Annotated in this window: 19 protein-coding genes; 8 read left to right on the forward strand and 11 right to left on the reverse strand. The window is 69.3% G+C overall.

Annotated features, from left to right (window positions below; all coding sequences use genetic code 11):
- Window positions 1-215: 215 nt before the first annotated feature.
- Complete coding sequence (locus ON26_RS12895) at window positions 216-1,766, reverse strand: acyl-CoA carboxylase subunit beta (RefSeq protein WP_040796314.1); 1,551 nt, start codon at window positions 1,764-1,766, stop codon at window positions 216-218.
- A gap of 248 nt (window positions 1,767-2,014) precedes the next feature.
- On the opposite strand from ON26_RS12895, the gene ON26_RS12900 reads away from it, so the two are divergent.
- Window positions 2,015-2,491: an HAD-IIIC family phosphatase gene (locus tag ON26_RS12900; protein ID WP_040796315.1), complete on the forward strand. Its 477-nt coding sequence runs from the start codon at window positions 2,015-2,017 to the stop codon at window positions 2,489-2,491.
- A 63-nt stretch (window positions 2,492-2,554) separates the two neighbouring features.
- Here the strand turns inward: ON26_RS12900 and ON26_RS12905 are convergent, their stop codons facing one another.
- Window positions 2,555-4,141 carry a GMC family oxidoreductase gene (locus ON26_RS12905; protein WP_040796316.1) on the reverse strand — a complete coding sequence of 529 codons (1,587 nt, stop codon included), beginning with the start codon at window positions 4,139-4,141 and terminating at the stop codon, window positions 2,555-2,557.
- 106 nt (window positions 4,142-4,247) lie between these two features.
- Window positions 4,248-5,978 carry a GMC oxidoreductase gene (locus ON26_RS12910; protein ID WP_040796317.1) on the reverse strand — a complete coding sequence of 577 codons (1,731 nt, stop codon included), beginning with the start codon at window positions 5,976-5,978 and terminating at the stop codon, window positions 4,248-4,250.
- A gap of 97 nt (window positions 5,979-6,075) precedes the next feature.
- On the opposite strand from ON26_RS12910, the gene ON26_RS12915 reads away from it, so the two are divergent.
- Window positions 6,076-6,759: a MerR family transcriptional regulator gene (locus ON26_RS12915; protein ID WP_245545835.1), complete on the forward strand. Its 684-nt coding sequence runs from the start codon at window positions 6,076-6,078 to the stop codon at window positions 6,757-6,759.
- Window positions 6,760-6,826: 67 nt separating this feature from the next.
- Here the strand turns inward: ON26_RS12915 and ON26_RS12920 are convergent, their stop codons facing one another.
- Complete coding sequence (locus ON26_RS12920) at window positions 6,827-7,465, reverse strand: TetR/AcrR family transcriptional regulator (protein WP_040796319.1); 639 nt, start codon at window positions 7,463-7,465, stop codon at window positions 6,827-6,829.
- 178 nt (window positions 7,466-7,643) lie between these two features.
- Between ON26_RS12920 and ON26_RS12925 the strand changes: the two genes are divergently transcribed.
- The 3 genes from ON26_RS12925 (at window position 7,644) to ON26_RS12935 (ending at window position 10,146) form a co-directional block, all read left to right on the forward strand.
- Complete coding sequence (locus tag ON26_RS12925; protein ID WP_040796320.1) at window positions 7,644-8,756, forward strand: winged helix DNA-binding domain-containing protein; 1,113 nt, start codon at window positions 7,644-7,646, stop codon at window positions 8,754-8,756.
- A gap of 9 nt (window positions 8,757-8,765) precedes the next feature.
- The gene (locus ON26_RS12930) at window positions 8,766-9,185 is read left to right on the forward strand and encodes an NUDIX hydrolase (protein ID WP_040796321.1); all 420 of its coding nucleotides are present in this window, start codon (window positions 8,766-8,768) and stop codon (window positions 9,183-9,185) included.
- A gap of 100 nt (window positions 9,186-9,285) precedes the next feature.
- Window positions 9,286-10,146 carry a TIGR03619 family F420-dependent LLM class oxidoreductase gene (locus ON26_RS12935; protein ID WP_040796322.1) on the forward strand — a complete coding sequence of 287 codons (861 nt, stop codon included), beginning with the start codon at window positions 9,286-9,288 and terminating at the stop codon, window positions 10,144-10,146.
- Window positions 10,147-10,267: 121 nt separating this feature from the next.
- Here ON26_RS12935 and ON26_RS12940 read toward each other — a convergent pair whose 3' ends face one another.
- The 4 genes from ON26_RS12940 to ON26_RS12955 are packed head-to-tail and all read right to left on the reverse strand — an operon-like array spanning window position 10,268 to window position 13,872.
- Window positions 10,268-10,876: a GTP-binding protein gene (locus tag ON26_RS12940; RefSeq protein WP_040796323.1), complete on the reverse strand. Its 609-nt coding sequence runs from the start codon at window positions 10,874-10,876 to the stop codon at window positions 10,268-10,270.
- On the reverse strand, window positions 10,857-11,231 hold the full coding sequence (locus tag ON26_RS12945) for a DUF742 domain-containing protein (protein ID WP_040796324.1): 375 nt from the start codon (window positions 11,229-11,231) through the stop codon (window positions 10,857-10,859). Before ON26_RS12945 ends, ON26_RS12940 begins: the two co-directional genes overlap by 20 nt.
- A complete protein-coding gene (locus tag ON26_RS12950) occupies window positions 11,228-11,623 on the reverse strand; it encodes a roadblock/LC7 domain-containing protein (RefSeq protein ID WP_040796325.1) in 396 nt (131 codons plus the stop codon). The genes ON26_RS12945 and ON26_RS12950 overlap by 4 nt, the downstream gene beginning before the upstream one ends.
- Entirely contained in the window at window positions 11,620-13,872 is a 2,253-nt protein-coding gene (locus ON26_RS12955) for a sensor histidine kinase (RefSeq protein ID WP_040796499.1), read from the reverse strand. The genes ON26_RS12950 and ON26_RS12955 overlap by 4 nt, the downstream gene beginning before the upstream one ends.
- 109 nt (window positions 13,873-13,981) lie before the next feature.
- Between ON26_RS12955 and ON26_RS12960 the strand changes: the two genes are divergently transcribed.
- On the forward strand, window positions 13,982-15,535 hold the full coding sequence (locus tag ON26_RS12960; protein ID WP_040796500.1) for a succinic semialdehyde dehydrogenase: 1,554 nt from the start codon (window positions 13,982-13,984) through the stop codon (window positions 15,533-15,535).
- A gap of 16 nt (window positions 15,536-15,551) precedes the next feature.
- Here the strand turns inward: ON26_RS12960 and ON26_RS12965 are convergent, their stop codons facing one another.
- Together ON26_RS12965 and ON26_RS12970 are read right to left on the reverse strand one after the other, a co-directional pair.
- Entirely contained in the window at window positions 15,552-15,881 is a 330-nt protein-coding gene (locus tag ON26_RS12965) for a hypothetical protein (protein ID WP_040796326.1), read from the reverse strand.
- 109 nt (window positions 15,882-15,990) lie between these two features.
- Window positions 15,991-17,139 carry an alkaline phosphatase family protein gene (locus ON26_RS12970; protein ID WP_083884044.1) on the reverse strand — a complete coding sequence of 383 codons (1,149 nt, stop codon included), beginning with the start codon at window positions 17,137-17,139 and terminating at the stop codon, window positions 15,991-15,993.
- 72 nt (window positions 17,140-17,211) lie between these two features.
- Between ON26_RS12970 and ON26_RS12975 the strand changes: the two genes are divergently transcribed.
- Complete coding sequence (locus ON26_RS12975; RefSeq protein WP_040796327.1) at window positions 17,212-18,096, forward strand: LLM class F420-dependent oxidoreductase; 885 nt, start codon at window positions 17,212-17,214, stop codon at window positions 18,094-18,096.
- A gap of 275 nt (window positions 18,097-18,371) precedes the next feature.
- Window positions 18,372-19,028, forward strand: coding sequence for a hypothetical protein (locus ON26_RS12980; protein WP_040796328.1), 657 nt, complete (start codon window positions 18,372-18,374; stop codon window positions 19,026-19,028).
- On the opposite strand, the gene ON26_RS12985 is transcribed toward ON26_RS12980, so the two are convergent.
- A complete protein-coding gene (locus tag ON26_RS12985; protein ID WP_040796329.1) occupies window positions 18,985-19,593 on the reverse strand; it encodes an HAD family hydrolase in 609 nt (202 codons plus the stop codon). The two genes, ON26_RS12980 and ON26_RS12985, sit on opposite strands and share 44 nt — an antisense overlap.
- Window positions 19,594-19,668 lie beyond the last annotated feature (75 nt).

Raw genomic sequence — 19,668 nt, forward strand, 5'->3', positions numbered from 1 at the left:
AGCGTTTTCGGTTATTTCCGCGCACACCTTGTCCGGTCGCCCATCGAGGTGCCGGAATCGTCTGTGGGACAGCACAACGCGCTGGTCAAGGTGATGCGCTCCGGTCCGGCGGGCATTGCCGTGAGCGGTTGGTCCACTGTCGTGGGCGACTTCCCGGAAATCTGTGACGAGTCATAGTCTCGAGGGGGAAATCGCCCACGCCGCGGTAGTTCTTCCTACACCGGGAACAGGCTGTGCTTGCGCGGGTTGTTGCGCGGGCGGGGGTTCTTGTCGCGCAGCATCCGCAGCGCCTTGCGGATCTCCAGCCGGGTCTGCGACGGCTCGATCACGCCGTCGATGTATCCGCGCTCGGCGGCGATCCACGGGGTCGCCATCGTGGCGTTGTAGAAGTCGATCATCTGCTGACGCACCACCGGGCGCTGCTCCTCGGGCGTCTCGGCCAGGCGTTTGCGGCCGATGATGCCGACCATGCTCTCCGCGCCCATGACCGCGATGCGCGCGGTCGGCCAGGCGAAGCTGATGTCGGCGCCGAGCGGCTTGCATCCCATGACCGCGTATCCGCCGCCGTAGGCCTTGCGGGTGACGATGGTGACGATCGGGACCGTCGCCTCGATCACCGCGCGGAAGAAGCGGCCGCCGCGCTTGATGACGCCGTTGCGCTCCTCCTCGACGCCGGGCAGCACGCCCGGGGTGTCCACCACGAAGATCAGCGGCAGGCCGAAGGCGTCGCAGAGCCGGATGAAGTGGGTGGCCTTGTCCGAGCACTGGGCGTCCAGGGCGCCGCCGAGGACCTGCGGCTGGTTGGCGACCACGCCGACGCTGCGGCCGTCGACGCGGGCGAAGGCCGTGATGAGGTTGGGCGCGGTGGCCGCGGCGACCTCGTGCAGCTGACCGTCGTCGAAGATCCGCAGCAGGACCTCGTGCATGTCGTAGCCGACCTTGTCCGAGTCCGGGATGATCGAGTCGAGTTCGCGATCGTGCGCGGTGATCTCCGGCTCGAGGCCTGGATTGATCACCGGGGCCTGCTCGAGGCAGCTCGACGGCAGGTAGCTCAGGTAGTCGCGGACCCAGTCGAAGGCCGCCTGCTCGGTCGGCGCCACATGGTGCACGGTGCCGTTCTGCGCCTGCACCGCCGCACCACCGAGTTCCTCGGCGCTGACCGTCTCGCCGGTGACCGCCTTGATCACCTCGGGCCCGGTCACGAACATGTAGGACTTCTCGGTGGCGACGAGCACGTCCATGTTCACCGGTCCGTACACCGAGCCGGCCGCGCACTTGCCGAGCATGATGGCGACCTGCGGCACGAAGCCCGACAGGTCCTCCTGCCTGCGGCACATCATGGCGTACCAGGCCAGCGAGGTCACCGCGTCCTGGATGCGGGCGCCGCCGGAGTCGTTGATGGCGATGACCGGGCAGGCGTTCTGATACGCGAAGTCCATGGCCTTGGCGACCTTGCGGCCGAACATCTCGCCGACCGAGCCGCCGTGCACGGTCTGGTCGTGGGCGATCACCACCACGGGCCTGCCGTTGATCTCGCCGCGCCCGGTGACCACGCCGTCGCCGTACATGGCGTCGCCGCCGCCGGGCTGGCGCACCAGCTTGCCGATCTCGACGAAGGTGCCCTTGTCCAAGAGCAGCCGCACGCGCTCGCGAGCGCTGGGTATCTCCTTGGCCTTGCGCTTCGCGATTCCGGCCTCGCCGGCAGGTTCCTCGGCGAGCTCCAGGATCCCCAGCAGCTGATCCAGCTTGTCTCGCGTTCCGCTCATATGTTGTCTTGTCCTTCGAACTCGCCGTGGCGCCCGATCCGTCGAGTGGCCGAACGGAGGTGCGGCGCTCGACTCTATCTGTGATGAGACGCCTGGCACACCCCGGGATCGATTGTCATGGGGGGCGTCACAACGAACCCGGTCCCGGGGTGGGGACTGGAGGGCGCCGAGACGAGGGACCGGCCGGTATCATCGGCCACACCCGCCACGGCAGGTGCTGCAGTGTTCACGACGGATGGGGGCAGGCGATGCGACCGGCTCTGAGGTGCCTGGTCTGGGAACTGGACAACACGCTGTGGGACGGCGTGGTCAGCGACGCGACGAATACCGCGCCGCGGCCCGCGGCCATGCGGACCCTGCGGACGCTGAGCGAACGCGGCATCTGGCACGCAGCGGCCAGCCGCAGCGACCGCGACATGACCCTCGACCAGCTCCACCGGCACGGCCTCTACGAGATGTTCTCCGCGCTGGAGATCGGCTGGGGCCGCAAATCGGCGTCGATCGTGCGGATCGCCCGCACGCTGGGGCTGAGCCTGGACACCATCGCCTTCATCGACGACGAGCCGGTGGAACGCGCGGAGGTGCTGCGCGCACTGCCGCAGGTGCGCTGTTATGCCGCCCGCAATGTGGACGTGCTCGCCGCGCTGCCGGATTTCCGGGCGGTGGGCCGCTCGGGGCCGCACCCGACTCCGCCGCTCGGCTTCGATCGCATCCCGGCCATCTGAGCGCCCACGAGCGGGGACACGGTTCGCGTCCCGGCTCGTCCTGCCCCGGCTCGCCGATCGGTTCTAGCTCGCCGACCGAATGAAGCGGGCCGCCTGCTCGCCGATGAAGACGCTCGGCGCGTGGGTGTGCCCGCGCACCTGCAGCGGCATCACCGAGGCGTCGGCCACGCGCAGGTTCTCGACGCCACGCACCCGCAGGTCGGGGTCGACCACGCTGACCGGATCGCTGCCCATCCGGCAGGTGCCGATCGGGTGGTAAAGCGTGTGGGCGTAGTGGGTGAGGGTGTGCTCGAGGGTCGCTTCGAGGTCGGCGGGGGCGTTCGGCGGGTAGATCAGATCGCCGAGAATCGCTTTCATCGCGGGCGTTTCGGCGATCGCGGCGCAGGTGCGCAGCCCGGCGAGGATGGCTGCCCGGTCGACGCCGCCGCTGTCGGACAGGTAGCGCGGATCGATGATCGGCTTGGCCAGCGGGTCGGACGAGGCAAGACTGATGCGGCCCCGGCTGCGAGGGCGCAGCAGCACCGTGGCCAGGATGTTGCCGTGCTCGGCGGGCTCGATCAGGCCCTCGTTGTAGAACGGCGCGGGGGCGTAGACCAGCTCCAGATCGGGCTGGTCGAGCTCGGGCCTGCTCTTCACGAATCCGTAGGCCTCACCGACATTGGAGGTGAGCATGCCGCGATGGCGCAGCAGGTAGTTCACCAGTTCCAGCGGCTTCTCGGCCGCGAAGAGCGTGTCCTCGCAGGAGTAGCCGATGCCGGCCACCAGGTGGTCCTGCAGATTCGCGCCGACCTCGGGAGCGTGATGCACGACCGGGATACCCTGGCGCGCCAGCTCGTCGGAGTCGCCGATGCCCGAGAGCATGAGCAGTTGCGGGCTGTTGATCGCGCCGCCGCACAGCACCACCTCGCGGCGGGCCAGCACCACGAAAGTGGCCGGGCCGCGGCGGTATTCGACGCCGATGGCCTTGGTTCCGTCGAAGAGGATCCTGGTGGCCTGCGACTCGCTGAGCACGGTCACATTGCGGCGGCGCATCGCGGGGCGGAGATATCCGTCGGCGGTGCTCCAGCGCCGGCCGTCACGTTGGGTGACCATGGTCCGGGTGAAGCCCTCGGGCTGCGGCCGATTCGGCGGCTCGACGGTGAACCCGGCTTCCCGCACGGCGGTCAGAAAGGCCGCGGTCGACGTGCGGGGGCTGCGCTGGTGCTGGATGTGCAGCGGGCCGCCGGTGCCCTCATCGGGGTACTGGGCGTCCTGGACGTTCTCGATGCGCCGGAACTGCTCGACCGCGGCGGCGAAGCCCCACTGCTCGCCGGCCAGCAGCGCCCACTCGTCGTAATCGGCGCGGAAGCCGCGCACCCACATCATCGCGTTCATCGACGAGGAGCCACCGAACATCCGCCCGCGCGGCCAGTAGATCCGGCGGTCACCGAGATTCGGCTGGGGCTCGGTCAGATAGTCCCAGTCCAGATCGGAGCGGAAGAGCTTGGAGAACCCGGCCGGAATGTGGACGAACTTGTTCTTGTCCGCGGGCCCGGCCTCGAGCGCGACCACCTCCACGCCGGGGTCCTCGCTGAGCCGATCGGCGACGACCGCGCCCGCGGATCCGGTCCCGACGACGACGTAGTCGGCGGTGATCTGTTCTGAGGCCACGTTTCCCACTCCGATCTTCTGCTTGGGGCAAAGATACGAGCACCCGGGGTCGCCCCCGGCGGGTTTCGCCGCAGCGGGGGGCGTGGAACCGGGCCGCGGTGAGTCCTCAGGCCAGCCTAGTGTCCTGCTCGGTGCGCTTCACCGGGAAAACAGGCAAAACCAGTGCGGCGGGCGCGCTTTCGGGCACCACCGGATGGACCGGCGGGATGGGCGCGATCCGGCGGTACGGCTCGCCCTGCGCCGGGCGCTGATCCTGCTCGCCCTTGTTCGGCCAGTAGGCGGCGGCCCGTTCGGCCTGCGCGGTGATGGTCAGCGACGGGTTCACGCCCAGGTTGGCAGAGACCGCCGCACCGTCGACGATGCTCATCGTCGGGTAGCCGTAGACGCGGTGGTAGGGATCGATGACCCCGTGCTCGGCATCGGCGCCGATCGCGGCGCCGCCCAGGAAGTGCGCGGTGAGCGGGATGTTGAAGATCTCGCCCCAGGTGCCGCCCGCGATGCCGCCGATCTCCTCGGCGACCTTGCGCGTCACCTGGTTGCCGACCGGAATCCAGGTCGGGTTGGGTTCGCCGTGACCCTGTTTGGAGGTCAACCGGCGCCCGAACAGGCCGCGCTTGGTGTAGGTGGTGATGGAGTTGTCGAGGTTCTGCATCACCAGCGAGATGACGGTGCGCTCGCTCCAGTTCTTGGTGCTCAGGAAGCTCAGCGTGTCGAGCGGCTTGCGCAGCACCAGCAGCACGAACTTCAGCCAGCGCGGCAGCTTGCCGCCGCCGTCGACCATCAGGGTCTGCAGCAGGGCCATGAAGTTCGAGCCCTTGCCGTAACGCACCGGTTCGATGTGGGTGTCGGGCGTGGGGTGGATCGACGAGGTGATCGCGACGCCCTGGGTGAAATCCTGGCCCGGGTTCAGCTTCTTGGTCGCGGCGCCGACGATCGCCTCGGAATTGGTGCGGGTGAGCACGCCGAGCCGGTTCGAGAGCCCCGGCAGCACGCCCTTGTCGCGCATCTTGAACAGCAGTTGCTGGGTGCCCCTGGTGCCCGCGGCCATGACCACGTGGCGGGCGGTGTAGGCCTTCGGCTGCTTGCCGATGATCTTGCCCGTACGCTTGGTCTCGACGGTCCACGTGCCGTCCGGCAGCGGGAGCACCGCGGTGACCGTCGTCATCGGCACGACCTGCGCGCCTGCCTGCTCGGCGAGGTAGAGGTAGTTCTTGACCAGGGTGTTCTTGGCGCCGTATTTGCAGCCCACCATGCAGTCGCCGCACTCCACGCAGCCGGTGCGCTCCGGGCCGACGCCGCCGAAGTAGGGGTCCGGCGCCTTCTCGCCCGGTTCGCCGAAGAACACGCCGACCGGGGTCTGCACGAAGGTGTCGCCGCAACCCAGATCGTCGGCGACCTTCTTGAAGATCTCGTCGACCTGGGTCATGTGCGGGTTCTGCACCACGCCGAGCATCTTCTTCGCCTGCTCGTAGTACGGGCTGAGCTCCGCACGCCAGTCGGTGATGTCACGCCACTGTGCGTCGCGGAAGAACGGCTCCGGCGGCACGTAGAGGGTGTTGGCGTAGTTGAGCGAGCCGCCCCCGACGCCCGCGCCGCCGAGGATGAGGACATCACGCAGCAGGTGGATGCGCTGGATGCCGAAACAGCCGAGCGCGGGCGCCCAGAGGAACTTGCGGATGTCCCAGCTCGTCTTGGGCAGTTCGTCGTCGGCATAGCGCGCGCCCGCCTCGAGGACGCCGACCTTGTAGCCCTTCTCGACCAGGCGCAGCGCGGTGACGCTGCCACCGAATCCGGACCCGACGATGAGCACGTCGAAGTCGGTTTCACGCTGGGACATGGGCTCTCCTCGATCGGTCGGCAGTGACGCGCGTTACGCTAACGCCGACAGCTGCAACTGTCAACGAAAGCCGGTCGCTGCCTCTATGCTGTCGAGCGTGTCCCGCTACAGCCGCTCGCAGCTCGCCGACCTCAGCGGTGTTCCGGCGCGGACGATCCGCTATTACCACTCGCTCGGCGTACTGCCCAGGCCCGCTCGCGCGGGCAAGGAAGTCGTCTACGGTGACGAGCACCTGACCCGGCTGGGTGAGATCGCCGATATGCAGGCGCGTGGCCTGCGGCTCGGGGCGATCCGTGAAGTGTTCGATGCCCAGAGTCAGCAGGGCGCTCCCGCCGACTGGCGTGCCGTGCTCGATCCCCGCTATCCCGGCGCGCGCGACCAGACGGTGGTGCTCGACGACGACCAGCTCACGGCCCTGCTCGGTGATCGGCGCGCCGAGATACTGGACGAACTCGTCGCCGCCCAGTACATCGCCCCCTGTGAGGGGGGCTGGCGCATCCCCGATCAGCCCATGCTCAAGGGCGCGCTGATCCTCTACGACCTCGGCACCGATATCGCCCTGAGCGGCGCGCTGCGCAAACTGATCCGCGCCCGGCTCGCCGAACTGGCCGACGAGATCGTCGCGACCTTCCGCCACGCCCTGCCCGCCGGTTACGGCGGTGAGGGCATCGGCGCGGATCACCAGCGGTTCCGGGAACGCTTCCGCGCCGCCGCCTGCGAAGTCGCCGGCGCGACGCTGGCCGACGAGATCGACCGCGCGGTGTGCGAATCGGAGAGCTGATCGCTCGGCGCCGAGACCGGGAGGGACACGGGCGCGGGTCCGATGCCGATGCCGATGCCGGGGCGGGTCAGTCCTCCCGTGGTCTCGGGCGCTCCGAGTCGAGCACCCGGTCGATGGTGTGGTCGAGCAGTTCGGCGGCTCGTTCGGGGGAGTAGAAGTCGCTGAGCACCGCCTGCGACAGCCCGGCGATCACCACGGTGAGCAGTTCGGCGTCGCGATCGGCCGCGGCCGAGCCTTCGGGGCTGTCCGAGCCGGGGGCGAGGCCGCGAGCGCGGCGAATGTGTTCGGCCAGCGTCTGCTCCAGCAGCCGGGCAGGCGCGAGCGTTTCGCCGGGGAGCGTCGGGGAGCCGGTCAGGCGGGCGGCCTGGTAGGCGGCGAGGATCTGGGCCTCGTCGCGGCGTATGTCGTCGAGAGGCAGGAGTGCGCGCCCGATCATCTGCAATGCGAAACGGGGATCGGGCTCGGTGCCGAGGCTCTCGAACTGTCCGAGGAACCGCAACGCCATCGCGTCGATGACGGACTTCAGCGTCCCCAGCAGGAAATCCCTCTTCGTCCCGAAGTAGTACTGCACCAGGCGCACCGAGATCCCGGCTTCGGCGGCGACGGCCTGGAAGGTCGCCGCGTCCAGGCCGCCGCGCACGATGACCCGGCGTGCCGCATCGGTGATCTGGCGTCGCCGTGCGTCGTGGTCGGCCAAGCGTGGCACCGGCTGTCCCTTCTCTCGTCGCTGCGTGAACGAAGAGCGATGGTACGCCGATACCACTTAGTCGTTCGGCCTGCTGTGGCTGTCGATGCTCCGGAGTTCGTGGTCGTTTCGGCCGCCCTGGATCTGTCGGTCCGCACGGGTAGCGTGAGGGCGCTGTACGCCGGGGACAGGAGGAGCGGTGCGGGTCACGTGGGATCAGGTGTTCGCCTGGCGATTGCGTAGGCAGTTCGTGGCCGAACCCGTTGCGGGGGAGGGGGCCGCGGTGGCGGTGGCGGACCGGTTGTCGGGGGTGCAGGCGCAGGTGGCGTCGGCGGCGGAGACGGCGGTCGCGGTGCGGAGCACGCGGCCGGTGGCCGGGGCGGTCGAATCCGCGCTGGCGAGCGGGGCTCTGGTGAAGACCTGGGCGATGCGCGGCACCCTGCACGCGATGACTCCCGCCACCGCCGCGGCCGTGCTTCCGCTGATCGCCTCGGCGCGGACGTGGGAGAAACCGTCCTGGCAGAAGACCTTCGGTGCGAGCCCGGAGACGGTGGCGGCGCTGGCCGAGGCGGTCGGGCGGATTCTCGCGGGCGCCGTGCTCACCCGAGCCGAACTCGTCGACGCGCTGCTGGCCGACTCCGGCTTCCACGATCTCGGAACCGAGCTGAAGTCCGGCTGGGGCGCGCTGCTCAAACCGCTGGCCTGGCAGGGGGTGCTCTGTCACGGCCCCGCCGAAGGCAACCGGGTGACGTTCACCAGCCCGCACGCGCTGATCCCCGGCTGGTCGGATCCGGTAGCGCCGGAGATCGCCGCACCTGTCGCGATCCGGGGCTACCTCGGCGCCTACGGTCCCGCCGGGCCGGAGGTCTTCGATGCCTGGCTGACCCGTAACAGCCTGCGCAAGACCGTGGTGCGCTCGTGGTTCACCGCGCTCGGCGATGCGCTCACTCCGGTCGAGGTCGAGGGACGCGCCGCCTACCTGCTCACCGAGCACGCCGGCGAACTCGCCGCCGTCGAGCCGTCACGCGAGGTCCATCTCCTCGGACCGTTCGACCAGTACGTGCTCGGTCCCGGAACCGCCGACACCGAGCTGCTCCCGAAAGCCCATCGTGGCGGGGTCAGCCGCACGGCGGGCTGGATCGCCCCGCTGGTCGTGGACGCGGGGCGCATCACCGGCACCTGGGAATTCGATGGCGACGAGGTGATCGTGTCCATGTTCGGCGACGCGCCCTTGCCGAAGGGCTTCGACGACGCGCTCGAACGGCTGGCTCGTGCCACGGGCCGCGCCGATCTGCGGGTCGGGGCGCGATAGGCTGCGGCGATGGCGGAGAGTCCGGTGACGGCGACATTGATCGACACGGTCGCGTGGGTGCACATCGAGCACGGCAGGATCCTGTGCGGCCGCCCCCGCGGAAAGGACGTCTTCTTCATTCCCGGCGGCAAACGCGAAGGGGCCGAATCGGATCTGCAGACGCTGGTGCGCGAGATCCGCGAAGAACTGACGATCGAGCTGGTCCCCGAAACCGTCGCACCGGCCGGCTGCTACGAGGCATATGCGCACGGGCCGGAAAGCGGGCCGCTGGTTCGGATGGCCTGCTACACCGCCGAGTACCGCGGCACCCTCGCCGCCAGCAGCGAGATCGAGGAACTGACCTGGTTCGGTTACGCCGACCGGGAACTCGTTCCGCCGGTCGACCGATTGCTGTTCGACGATTTGCACGCGGCGGGGCAATTGCGCTGAGCCGGGCGCGGCATGGTCCGGGGAATCGACGGGCGCGCAACGAGGTTCTCCCCTCAGTCGACATCCGACAGCGCGGCAGAATCCGCGGAGAGGACCACAGATGCAGTTCTCCGTCAGTTACAGCAGTGCCCATTTCGGCGCCGATCCGGATCGGCTGGTGGCCTACGCGCGCCACGCCGAGCACTGCGGCTTCGAAGGTCTGTATCTACCCGAGCATCTGCTGCTGTTCCCTGGCGCGCAGTTACACGGCAACCAAGTTCCACCGGACCTGTCGTTCCTCGATCCGCTCGACACGCTCGCCTACATCGCCTCGGCCACCGAACGTCTCCTGCTGGGCACCGGTGTGCTGCTGTTGCCGTATCGGCATCCGGTGGTGCTCGCCAAACAACTGGCGACCATCGACGTGCTGTCGAAGGGGCGCATGCGACTGCTGACCGTCGGACTCGGAGCGTTACCGGAAGAGGCCGCCGCGACCGGCGTCGACTTCCGCGCACGCGGTCGCCGCGCCGACGAAGCGATCGATGTGCTGCGTCTGCTGTGGGCCGGCGGCGCCGAAGGCGTGAGTTTCCACGGCGAGTTCTTCTCGTTCGACAACCTCGTGCAGTTCCCCAAACCGTATCGGGCGACGACACTGCCCATTCACGTCGGCGGTTCGAGCAATGCGGCCGCCCGTCGCGCCGGACTACGCGGTGACGGATATTTCGCGGGTGGTGCGTTGATGCCGTGGGATCGCGCCGCGCAATGGGATCTGGTGCGGGCGACCGCGAAAGAAGCGGGGCGGGAACCGGAGGAACTGGAATACACCCGCTGGAGTGGCATCGATATGACCGACGAGCAGCTCGATGCCTTCGCCTCGCAGGGGGTGACCCGTGTGGTGGTGAGCGCGACCGCCGAGGACCCCGCCGAACAACACGACCAACTGTCGGCATTCGCCGAACGATTCGGCCTGGGCCGATCGTGATCCCGGAATCGCGACCCTACTGATCGGGTGACGGGCTGGAGGTGATCCGGCTTTCCGAGCCGGAAACAGGAGCGCCGACCGGCATCCGCACGAGAGGTGAAAGCGGATGCCGGATCGGCGATCAGGTGGTGACCGGTGCGCGGCCCGCCAATTCGATGAGGTGTTGCACGAGGGTGAGCAGCACGGTCTTGGCGGAATCGCGGCTGCGGGCATCGCACAGCAGGACCGGGGTGTGCGGATCGAGATCCAGCGCGTCGCGCACCTCGTCCACGGTGTAGCGCGGCGCGCCGTCGAAGCAGTTCACGCCGATGATGAACGGCAGCCCACGGCGCTCGAAGAAATCGACCGCGGCGAAGGAATTGCTGAGCCGACGGGTATCGGCGAGAACCACCGCGCCGAGCGCGCCACGGGACAACTCGTCCCAGAGGAACCAGAAGCGGTCCTGGCCGGGCGTGCCGAAGAGGTAGAGAACGAGATCGCGGTCGATGGTGATTCGACCGAAATCCAGGGCCACCGTGGTGGTTTCCTTGGACTCGACACCGGAGAGGTCGTCGACACCGGTGCTGACCTCGGTGATGAGTTCCTCGGTGCGTAGCGGCGTGATCTCGCTGATCGCCGAAACCATTGTGGTCTTGCCGACGCCGAAACCACCAGCGATGAGAATTTTGACCGACGCGGCCAAACGCTGAGATCCGGAATCGACCCGTGGGTCAAAGTTTTCTGATGCCATCCAAAACCGCTCGCAATACATCGAGATCGCCGGGGCCGGTTTCCGATTGCATCGGGGCCCGGAAGATCAGTTGTCCCTCGCCGATCAGGTCGCCGACGAGAATCTTCGTCACCGCAAGAGGAAGTTGCAAGTGTGCAGCTACCTCCGCGACAGATTGGGGCTGTGCGCAGAGCCGGACGATGATGCCGTATTCCGGCTCCGGCCTGCGCAGGGCCGGAGCCTTTCCGGTGGTGACGACCACCGTCAGCATGTCCAGATCATGGGCGGCGCCCATGGTGCGGCCGCGGATCAACGCGTAGGGACGGACCACCGGTCCGGCCGCGTCGTCGAAGAACGCCCCGCTCTCGCGTGTCATGACAATCTGGCGGGGGTGGACAGATAGTTGCCGACGCGCTGGACGGTCACGTTCATCTCGTAGGCCACCATGCCGAGGTTGGCGTTCTCCGCGGCCTGCAGCGCCAGGCAGGCGTTGTCACCCGCCGCGGTGACGAACAGAACCGCGCGGTCGAGTTCGATGACCGCCTGACGGACGCCGCCGCCGCCGAAACGGCTGCCCGCACTGCGGGAGAGTCCGTACAGCGTCGAGGACATCGCCGCGAAATGTTCGGCGTCCTCGCGGCTCATCTTGGTCGACCTGCCCAGCAGCAGTCCGTCGGTGGACAACACCACCGCGTAACGCACGCCGGCCAGTCGGTCCACCAAGTCGTCGAGCAGCCAGTCGAGGTCGCCGGATTTGGCAGTGCTCACTGTTGGCCTTCCTGTCCATCGTTGAGCCGCTCACGGCGGCCCTGCCGGGTTCCATTCTCTATGGCCGACATCAGATCGCGGGCTTGTTCGGGAGAACGTTCGCGCTCGGCGGACGGCTCCGTGGTGGGTGTGTGGGTCAGTTCCGGCGCCAGATTCTCCTGCCGCCTGCGTCGGGGCAGCTCCGGCCTGCCGTTGGGGGTGTAGGCCGACGGTACCGGGCGCTCGGGCGCGGTCCGCGGCGGGATAGCGGCCGGCGGCGCGAGCGTGGCCACCGACGCTTCGGGGCGCTCGGCCGAGGGCAGATCGGGGGCGGGCTCGTAGCGCGGCTGAGACACCGGCAGGGCCTGCTCGTCGATGATCTCGGCGGAGGGCTCCGGGGCGAGCAGTGCGGACGGGATGAGCACGACCGCGCGGACGCCGCCGTAGTTGGACTCCGACAGCCGCACCGACACGCCGTGCCGGACCGCCAGTCGCGCGACCACGAACAGGCCGAGGCGGGAATCCGAGGACAGACGCGCGACACCGAAGTCCGGTGGGTTGCGCAGCATCTCGTTGACCCTGGTCAGCTCGTCCGCGGGCATGCCCATGCCCTGGTCGGCGATCTCGACGACCACGCCGCGTCCGACGACGCTGCCCGACAGCTCCACCTTCGACTGCGGCGGCGAGTAGGAGATCGCGTTGTCGACCAGTTCGGCGATGAGGTGCCCGAGGTCGGCTACCGCGGAGCCGAGCACCTTGACATCCGGAATACGCAGCACCTGGACCCGGGCGTAGTCGAGGGTCTCACCGACCGCCGCGCGCACCAGGTCGACCAGCGGAATCGGGTTGCGCCACTGCCTGCCCGGCAGGCCGCCGCCCAGGACGATGAGGTTCTCGGCGTTGCGCCGCTCCCGGGTGGCGAGGTGATCGAGCCGGAACAGCGTCTCCAGCATCGACGGGTCTTCCTGCTTGGCTTCGGCCTCGTCGAGGATCTCCAGCTGGCGGTGCACGACGATCTGGCTGCGATGGGCGATGTTGAGGAACACCGCCTTCACGCCTTCCCGGGTGCGGGCCTCGTCGACGGCGGCGGTGACGGCCGCCGCGTGCGCGTGCTCGAAAGCCTGTGCCACCTGACCGATCTCGTCGTCGCCGTAGTCCAGGTGCGGGGTCTCGCCGGAGGCGTCGACGATTTCGCCGTCGCGCAGCTTGCGCATGGTCTCGGGCAGGCTGACGTCGGCGAGCGCGAGGGTTTCCCCACGCAGCTTCTTGAGCCTGCGGATGATCCGGTTGGCCAGCGCCAGGGCGATGAGGAAGGCCGAGATGCTGATCGCGAGCACGCCGCCGCCGGTGAGCAACGAATTGCGCGCGGCCGCACCGTAGGTTTCCTCGGCCAGTTTCTCGGTCCGCAGGCTGTGGCCGATCCACAGGTCGAGCAGCCCCCGGTTGAGCTGGTTGGCGGCTTCCTGCCAGTCGACCACGCTTCCGGGTAGATCGTCGCCGCGCAGCATCGCACTCTCGACCGCGGTCACCTGCTGCCAGGCCGGCGAGGCCAGCAGGGCGGCCGCCTGCGCCTGCTGGTCGCTGCTGGTATCGGCGGCCAACAGGTTGATCTCGGTGTGGTAGTAGCCGATCTGGTAGACCAGCTCCTCCATGGGGAGATCGGCGAGTTTCGCATCGGTGGCCGCAAGCGCCAGCGCCAGCGCGTTCGAGCGGGACATGCCTTCGGCGGCGTAGAGCAGCCGCACCCCTCGGCTGAGCTCGACGCCGATCTCGGCGTCCGGCGCCTGCTCCTGCGCGGTGCGCGTGCCCGTGGAGATCCGGTCGAGGATCTGACTGAAGAACCCGTAGGCGTCGAGGACCGGGACCTGCCGGACATCCACGCCCTGGCGCAGCTGGCCGAGGTGATCGATGATCGAGGTGAAGGCCGCCATTTCCTCGTCGTTGGAGTTGCCGACTTTCAGGTCGGCGGTCGCTTCCAGCATGCCGCGCACCGCGCCGTCCAAGCGGACCCGCGCGGCGGTGAGGGCAGGCCCGGCTGCCGCGTCGCCGGTCAGACTCGCGACCGTGTAGTGCCGTTCTTGCTGCAACGCCTCGACGAATTCGCGGGTGGCGGGCGTCGCCGCTTGAATTTCGTCGGCCCAATCGCGGGCCGCGCTTCCTTGATCGACCAGATAGCCCGCGGTTCCGACGCCGATCACCAGCAGTGTCAGACTCGGGACCAACGCGATTGCAAGGATCCGGCCTCGCACACCGAGTCTCGCCTTGAACATCCGCACAACGTAGTTGAGCGCACTACACGGCTGTCATTCCGGTCCCGGTGAGCGAGACTACTATTGACATGTCATGATCACTGTGCTGTGCGACACTCGAGGAGGCACCATGCCCGCGCCGACCGTCGCCGAGTTCGCCCGATTGGGCGCGCTCGCCGCCGTGCACAGCCCTGACCAGCGCGAGCGCGTCGCGATCACCGAAACCTTCACGGGCAAGACGCTCGGCGAAGTCCCGGTGGGCACCGCCGCCGATGTGGACGTGGCCTTCGGCCGGGCCCGCGCCGCCGCGTCCCGGTGGGCCACCCGGCCGGTCCGCGCTCGATCCACGGTGATCGAGCGTTTCCGCGCGCTGGTCGTCGCACATCGCGCGGAACTGATGGACCTGATCCAGGCCGAGTCCGGAAAAGCCCGATGGGCGGCCCAGGAAGAAATCATGGGCCTGATCTTCGCCGCGCGCTACTTTTCCCGCGTCGCGCCGAAACTGCTGTCGCCGCAGCCCGTGCCGGGGGCGTTCCCGCTGCTGAACCGCGCTGCGGTGTATCACCAGCCCAAAGGCGTGGTCGGGGTGATCGCGCCGTGGAACTATCCGATGCTGCTGTCCATCGGCGACGCGCTGCCCGCATTGCTCGCGGGCAATGCGGTGGTCGTCAAACCCGACAGCACCACCCCCTACTCCGCGCTGGCCGCCGCCGACCTGCTCTATCGCGCCGGCCTGCCGCGCGATCTGCTCGCCGTGGTGCCGGGACGCGGCACGGTGGTAGGCGCCGCGATCGTGGACTGCTGCGACTATCTGATGTTCACCGGGTCCACCGCCACCGGTCGCGCGCTCGGGCAGCAGTGCGGACGCAGGCTCGTCGGCTTCTCCGCGGAACTGGGTGGCAAGAATCCGATGATCGTCGCCGCGGGCGCGAATCTCGATCGCGTCGCCCGCGCGGCGGTACGCGCCTGTTTCTCCAATGCCGGGCAGCTGTGCATCTCCATCGAACGGATCTATGTCGAGCAGCCGGTGGCCGCGGAGTTCACCGAGAAGTTCGTCGCCGCGGTCCGCGCTGCTCGTCTCGGCGCGGCATACGACTTCTCCACCGACATCGGCAGTCTCATCTCCGCGGCACAGCTGGAGACCGTCACCGCGCATCTGGCCGACGCCACCGCGAAGGGCGCGCGGATCCTCGTGGGTGGACGGGCCCGCCCGGATCTGGGGCCGCTGTTCTTCGAGCCGACCGTGCTCGACGGAGTCGGCGACGACATGACCTGCGCGCGCGAGGAGACCTTCGGGCCACTGGTCTCGATCTACCCGGTCGCCGATGTGGAGGAGGCGATCCGACGCGCCAACGACACCGAGTACGGACTCAACGCGAGCGTATGGGCCGCGAGCCCGGCCGACGGCGAGGCGATCGCCCGGCGACTGCGCACGGGCACCGTCTGTGTCGACGAGGGGTACGCGCCCGCCTGGGGCACCACGGCCGCGCCGATGGGCGGGATGGGCCAGTCCGGTGTCGGGCGCAGGCACGGACCCGAGGGGCTGTTGAAATACACCGAACCGCAGAACGTCGTGGTCACCCGGTGGCTGAATCTCGACGCCCCGCCGCTGGTGCCGCCGGATCTCTGGCAGCGGATGCTCATGACGCTCGCCCGCTCGCTGCGCTTCCTACCGGGTCGCTGAACCCGGCCGCCGCGGCTCACTTGTTGATGATCATGCCCGCCACATCGGCGTTCTTGATCGGGGTCTCGGCATTGCGCTGACCCGAGCACAACACGTCGACGGCCATGATCGTGAGATCGACCGCGGTGCCGGACGGTTCGGTGGAGAGGTTGTCGCGCTCCTTGACGAACTTGGTGATCGTGATGCGCTTGGTGTCGGCGTCCTGGGTGACGTACTCGCCGCACGGGGTGTCGCCGCCGCGATTGAGCGCCCGCTCCACATCGGAGCACCCGCTTGTCGATGCCACGATCGCGAATGCCACGCTCGCGACGGTCACCAGACCGGTTCTGCCAACGGTGCCGATCATCCGGCTCCTCCTGTTCTCCGGTCGAGCGGACGGCCGCGCGATCCTGTGTGGCCCCCGCGGTGAGCCTAGAGCGCGGCGCGCAGGACTTCGTGTCGGGCCCGGCCTGTGGTCAGCCGGTGGCGATACGCAGCGGTATCTCCAGTTCCGCGGCGGTGAGCGAGCCGTGCTGGCCCACCATCGCCGATTCCAGCGGCTCGGCGGCGCTGCGGATCACCCCGCCGCCTGCGCGCGCCGCCACCACCAGATCACCGATGCGCGCCGCGGCGTCGGGTGTGACCAGCGGTCCGAACCAGCCGCGTGCGATCACCTCCGCGCGGTCGAGCACCACGAAATCGTCGCCGAGCATCGCCTGCCAGGCAGCGGCGACATCGGCGGTGGCGCCCTCCTCGGTGTAGACGTGCCGGGCGCGCGCCTCACCGCCCAGCCGGCGCACCCCCGCGCGTAGTTCGGCGCGGGTGTCGAAGTCGACGGGGTCGGTCATGTCGACCATGCCGTGATCCGCGGTGACCAGCAGTGCGGCGCCCGCGGGCAGGCGCTCGGCGATGGCGGCCGCGAGCCGGTCGACGTGGGAGAGTTCCAGCAACCAGGCGTCCGAGGTGGTGCCGCGCACGTGCCCGGTGGTGTCGAGTTCGCCGTGATAGGCATAGACCAGGGAACGGTCGCCGGCCCGCAGCGCGGTGATCGCGCCGTCCACCAGATCGCCGAAGGAGAAGCCGGGCCGGAATTCGCTGCCGCGCAAGGCGGCCCGGGTGAGCCCGGATGCCGCCTGATACATCGGCGCCACCTGTGCCACCCGCACCCCGGCGGCCGCCGCGCGTTCGAACGCCGTCGGCCTCGGCTGGAACTGTTCGGGAACGAGTTCGGTCAGCAGATTCTCCACCGGATCGTGGCCCTGGCCCTGCAGATGCCAGCGCAAGGGGTTCACCAGCCGGTCGTATCCGGGCACATTCATCAGGTAGCCGACGATGCCGTGCTCGCCGGGCGGCGCGCCGATGCCCAGCGAACTCAGCGAGGTCGCGGTGGTGCTCGGGAAGCCGGTGGTCAGCGGGATGCCCGCCAGGCCGGACAGGAAGGGCGCCGCCTCCGCGTGCCGGGCCAGCAGTTCGGCGCCGAGACCGTCGACGAGCAGCACGCACACCCGGGTGGCCGTCAGGTCGAGGCCGAGACGGTCGTCTTCGCCGGGCACGCCCAGGCAGGCCAGTGCCGAGGGCAGCAGGTCGGACAGGGAACCCGTTCCGTAACGGGGCGCGTCGAACATTCCGCCAGGATGCCCCGGCCGGTCCGGCGCGGCAAGGTTGGCGCCGCGGCGGCGCGCCGGTAGACAGGACGGGTGAGCTCACCCCGCGCATTCCGTTTCGGTGTCAACATGTTCGTCGCGTCCTCGCGCGCCGAGTGGATCGGCAAGTGCCGCAGGGCCGAAGAACTCGGCTTCGATGTGCTCGGCGTCGCCGACCATCTCGGCATGCCCGCGCCGTTTCCCGCCATGACGCTCGCCGCCGAGGCCACCGAGCGTCCCAGGCTCACCACATTCGTCCTCAACGCCGCCTTCTACAACCCCGTCCTGCTCGCCAGGGAAGTCGCTGCCGTCGACGGGTTCACCGACGGGCGCGTCGAACTGGGTCTGGGCGCGGGCTATGTGAAGGAGGAATTCGACGAGGCAGGCATCGCCTTCGAGTCCGGCGGCAAGCGGGTCGAGCATGTCGAGCGAACGGCCGTCACTCTGCGGCGGTTGTTCGCCGACCCCGAGTACCGGCCGCGCCCCGCCCAGCCCTCCGGACCGCCGCTGCTGATCGCGGGCTGGGGCGACCGCCTGCTGTCCGTGGCAGCCCGGCACGCCGACATCGTCGGTTTCACCGGCGCCCAGTCGGCCACCGCCGCCGGACCCCTCCTGCTCGCCGGCGCGGAGAAGATGGCCGACCGCGTCGCCTATGTCCGTGCCGCCCTGGGGGACCGGGCCGACCGGGTCGAATACAACCTCCTGCTGCAGAAGGTGGTCGGCCCTGAGGAATCCGCCGCCCTGCTCGAGACCTACCGCCCCGCCTTCACCGAGGAGGCCGCCGCGAATCCCGCGGACATCCCCACTCTCCTGACCGGTTCCCCCGAAGCGGCCGCCGACCGCCTCCGCGAACTGCGAGAACGTTTCGGCATCAGCTACTTCACCGTCCTCGAGGACAGCATGGAGGCCTTCGCCCCGATCCTCGACCTCCTGCGTTGAACGCGCGGGCCGTGTCAGGAGGAGCGCCGGGCGGCGGCGTGGACGAGGACTGCCCGGCTCGTCCGCCCCGGCGTGCCGGATACCCGGTGCTGCGCGCGGGTCGGTCTCGGCTCGGGTGACCGCGGCGGAGCTGGTACGGCGGGTTACACATTCTCGAGCGTGATCGGCGCCGGTGAGCGAGCGCAATACCGTTGTGCGGCAGAAGATCTGGGCTTCAAGTGATTCGGTGAGCGGAAAGCCTTGCCTCGGCGGACGGCGACGCTAGGATCGCTCGAATGGATTCGGAGAAGGGGAGTTCGCGGCGTCCGGACACGGTGTACCGGTCGACCGGCGCGACCCCCGGGGCGCTGGTGTGTTGTGGTGCCGTCGCGATGGTCAGCCTGATCGCGGCGGTCAGTGGAGTTGCGGTGCTGGCGGGGTCGGTGGGCACGCTGTTGTTCGCGCCGATCGCGTGCGAGATGGCGTGGGCGGCGTGGCGGCGCAGACCTGAACTGGTGATCGGCGACGAGGCGATCGAACATCTGTCGTTCGGCCGGATCGCCTGGAGCAATGTGGATCACGTGCGAGTGAGCAGGGAGGGCCGCGAGCAGATGCTCGAGATCGTCCTGCGCGGCGGATCGGTCCGGGCCTGCCCCCGGGTGCCGGTGCGGGCGCTGCCGGTGCGGGTGCAGGCGGTGTTCGGCGCCATCGGCCGGCATCGGCCGGAGGTGCTGATCGGCGCCGAACGGGTAGAGCTGCCGGTGAATACGGTGGGGCGCACATTGTCCCGAAACCCGGCTGCCCCGTCGGAACCCGCGCAGTCGCTGGGCTCGGGCGTCACCCCGGCGCGGGCGATCACCGCGACCGTGCGCGAGGGTCACCGCCGGCGCACGAGCCTGCGCGCGGCGATCAGGCGACGGCCCGCTCGGCCAGCCAGGCCGGGAAATCGGTGAGATCGGTCAGTATGTAATCGGCGCCGGCGGCGCGCAATTCGTCGGCGCCGCACGGGCCGGTGGTGACGCCGACGGCCACCGCGTCGGCGCCTTTCGCGCCGCGCATGTCCCCGGCGTGATCGCCGACGAAGACGTGCGCCGCGTGTTCACGCAGCGCACCGGACTTGGCCCCGGCCCACAGGTCGCCGACCACCGCGTCGACCTGCCAGCCGAGATGCTCCAGATGCAACTGCGCGAACGGAGTGTGCTTGCCCGTCACCACCAGCACCCGGCCGCCGCGCTCGGTCACGGCGGCCAGCGCGGCCGCCGCGCCGGGCAGCGCCGGTATCTCGGCGACCACCGAGGGATAGAACTCGCGGTAGCGGGTGATGAAAGCGGGCACGAGCTCGGCGTCCAAGCCTGCCTCCGCCAGCAGCATCGGCATCGGCGGGCCGAGCTTGTCCACCACGTCGGCACCGCGGACGGACAGCGAGAATTCTCCGGCGACCACATCGACCGCCCTGGCCACCCCCGGCCGGGAATCGATGAGTGTCATATCGAGGTCGAAACCGACGGTCCAGCTCACGCCTCGACCCTAACCGGCGCCGCCGGCCTTCGCCCGACCCCACCGGGCCGCGACCGGAAGCATCCGCGACACTGA

This window comes from Nocardia higoensis NBRC 100133 (assembly GCF_000308595.1).
Taxonomy (GTDB): Bacteria; Actinomycetota; Actinomycetes; order Mycobacteriales; family Mycobacteriaceae; genus Nocardia; species Nocardia higoensis.

Excerpts from the sequence above, each read along its gene's own strand:
- ON26_RS12940 (WP_040796323.1), bottom strand. The coding sequence starts at position 10,876 with ATGGCATCAGAAAACTTTGACCCACGGGTCGATTCCGGATCTCAGCGT.
- ON26_RS12970 (WP_083884044.1), bottom strand. The coding sequence starts at position 17,139 with ATGTTCGACGCGCCCCGTTACGGAACGGGTTCCCTGTCCGACCTGCTG.
- ON26_RS12955 (WP_040796499.1), bottom strand. The coding sequence starts at position 13,872 with ATGTTCAAGGCGAGACTCGGTGTGCGAGGCCGGATCCTTGCAATCGCG.
- ON26_RS12965 (WP_040796326.1), bottom strand. The coding sequence starts at position 15,881 with ATGATCGGCACCGTTGGCAGAACCGGTCTGGTGACCGTCGCGAGCGTG.
- ON26_RS12980 (WP_040796328.1), top strand. The coding sequence starts at position 18,372 with ATGGATTCGGAGAAGGGGAGTTCGCGGCGTCCGGACACGGTGTACCGG.
- ON26_RS12910 (WP_040796317.1), bottom strand. The coding sequence starts at position 5,978 with ATGTCCCAGCGTGAAACCGACTTCGACGTGCTCATCGTCGGGTCCGGA.
- ON26_RS12930 (WP_040796321.1), top strand. The coding sequence starts at position 8,766 with ATGGCGGAGAGTCCGGTGACGGCGACATTGATCGACACGGTCGCGTGG.
- ON26_RS12960 (WP_040796500.1), top strand. The coding sequence starts at position 13,982 with ATGCCCGCGCCGACCGTCGCCGAGTTCGCCCGATTGGGCGCGCTCGCC.
- ON26_RS12895 (WP_040796314.1), bottom strand. The coding sequence starts at position 1,766 with ATGAGCGGAACGCGAGACAAGCTGGATCAGCTGCTGGGGATCCTGGAG.
- ON26_RS12945 (WP_040796324.1), bottom strand. The coding sequence starts at position 11,231 with ATGACACGCGAGAGCGGGGCGTTCTTCGACGACGCGGCCGGACCGGTG.
- ON26_RS12935 (WP_040796322.1), top strand. The coding sequence starts at position 9,286 with ATGCAGTTCTCCGTCAGTTACAGCAGTGCCCATTTCGGCGCCGATCCG.
- ON26_RS12900 (WP_040796315.1), top strand. The coding sequence starts at position 2,015 with ATGCGACCGGCTCTGAGGTGCCTGGTCTGGGAACTGGACAACACGCTG.